The sequence below is a fragment of the Streptomyces sp. NRRL B-24572 genome (assembly GCF_002156145.1).
Classification (GTDB): Bacteria; Actinomycetota; Actinomycetes; order Streptomycetales; family Streptomycetaceae; genus Streptomyces; species Streptomyces vietnamensis.
Window position 1 is genome coordinate 1 of the sequence record NZ_MWIG01000782.1, and the last position, 1851, is coordinate 1851.

Genomic DNA, 1851 nt, shown 5'->3' on the forward strand with positions numbered 1-1851 from the left:
GCGCCGAGGTCGGCGAGGGCCTGCGACTGACCGCCGTGGGCCGGTGCTTCCGCAACGAGACCCACTACGAGGGCCTGCGCCGGCTCTGGGGCTTCCACATGCGCGAAGTGCTCTACGTCGGCACCCAGGAGGGCGCCCGTGAACACCTCGACCGCTCCAAGGAGCTGATCCTCGGCCTGGCCGGGCGGCTCGGCCTGGAGCTCGGCTTCGAACCGGCCAACGACCCCTTCTTCGACAAGGACGGCTCGCGGGCCAGACTCACCCGGCTCGACCCCGTGAAGTACGAGTTCACCGCGCCGGACGGCACCGCGATCGCCTCGGTCAACCGGCACCGCAACTTCTTCGGCGAGCGCCTCGCGCTCACCTCGGCCGGAGCCACCGCGCACAGCGCCTGCACGGCCTTCGGGGTCGAGCGCTGGGTGCACGCCATGCTCCTCGCCCACGGCGACGCCGACCGCGCCCTCGAGCGGGTGCGCACCGTGCGGGCCGAGCGCCCGGAGCGGTGAGCCGGGCGGCCGCCGCCCGGCTGGCCATCGGGGCCCGCGCGCTCGGCGTGGACTTCCCGGTGGTACAGGCCGGGATGGGCGGGGTGGCCGGGCCCGCGCTGGCCGCCGCGGTCAGCGAGGCCGGCGGCCTCGGCACCGTCGCCTGCTACCGCTCGGCACCCGGGCGAGTGGCCCGGCTGGTCCGGGAGACCGCGCGGCGCACCCGACGCCGGTACGCGGTCGGCCTGGTGCCCGAACTGATGGGCGCCCGACTGGCCGGACAGCTCGCCGCCGCCCTCGGAGCGGCCGACCGGCCGCTGGTGGTGAACAGCTTCGGGCTCCCGCCGGCCGACGCGGCCGCCGCCGTCCGGGCCGCCGGACACCTGCTGCTCGTCCAGGTCGGCAGCGCCGCCGAGGCGGCCGCCGCCGCCCGGCTCGGCGCCGACGTGCTCGCCCTGCAAGGGGTGGCCGCCGGTGGCCGCCACCTGGGCGGGACGACCACCCGAGACCTGCTCGCCCGGGTCCGTGCGGACGGTCCGCACCTGCCGCTGCTGGTGGCGGGAGGGGTGGCCGACGGCCGTCGGCTGCGCGAGGCGGCGGCGGCCGGTGCGCACGGTGCGCTGATCGGCACGCTGTTCGTGGCGGCCGCCGAGTCCGACGCCCACCCCGACTACCAGCGCGCCCTGGCCGCGGCCAGGGCCGAGGACACCCTCGTCACCGACCGGTTCGGCCTCGGCTGGCCCGGTCGCCCGCACCGGGTCCTCGCCGGACCGGTCACCTCGGCGGCCGACCCGCCGCCCAGGGCGGTGGTCGCCTGGCTGGCCGAGGACGGCGTCCGCCACCCCGTGGTACGCGGCGCGGCCACCGCCCCGACCGTCCGGACCACGGGCGCGATCGGCCACCTGGCCCACTACGCCGGCACCGGCTGCGGGGCCGTCCGCGCGGTGCGGCCCGCCGCCGAGCTGCTGGCCCGCCTGCGCGCGGACGCCGAGCACTGACCCCACGCCGAGCACTGACACCCACGTCAACAACCCCCAACGGAGGAACACCATGCAGCGCATCGTCGAGTGGATCCGACAGAAGAACCCCGAGCTCGACCAGGAGCTCCTGCCCGACACCGACCTGATCGAGGCCCGTCTGATCAGCTCCCTCGACTTCCTGGAGTTCATCTACCTGCTTGAACAGGTCTCCGGCCGCCCGGTCGACCTCGACCAGGTGACGGTGGACGACTTCCGCACCCTGGCCCTGATCGAGCGCGGCTTCGCCCCGGCCACGGCCGCCTGAGGGGACCGGAGTTGACCACACCCCCGTCGGGACCCGCGCCGAGCGGGAGCAGGCCGAGTGCGGTGTTGAACAGGACGGTGAG

Annotated in this window: 2 protein-coding genes and 1 pseudogene; all 3 read left to right on the forward strand. The window is 76.2% G+C overall.

The window, feature by feature from the left end:
• Positions 1-506 (forward strand): annotated as a pseudogene (locus CCN56_RS35795) (hypothetical protein); the annotation flags it as partial.
• Positions 503-1483, forward strand: coding sequence for a nitronate monooxygenase family protein (locus CCN56_RS35800; protein ID WP_086831931.1), 981 nt, complete (start codon positions 503-505; stop codon positions 1481-1483). The pseudogene CCN56_RS35795 and the gene CCN56_RS35800, both read left to right, overlap by 4 nt.
• A gap of 52 nt (positions 1484-1535) precedes the next feature.
• On the forward strand, positions 1536-1769 hold the full coding sequence (locus CCN56_RS35805) for a hypothetical protein (RefSeq protein WP_041127767.1): 234 nt from the start codon (positions 1536-1538) through the stop codon (positions 1767-1769).
• The last annotated feature ends 82 nt before the right edge of the window (positions 1770-1851 follow it).

What these genes read in the sequence shown, in the direction of transcription:
- CCN56_RS35805 (WP_041127767.1), top strand. Translation starts at nt 1,536, where the DNA reads ATGCAGCGCATCGTCGAGTGGATCCGACAGAAGAACCCCGAGCTCGAC.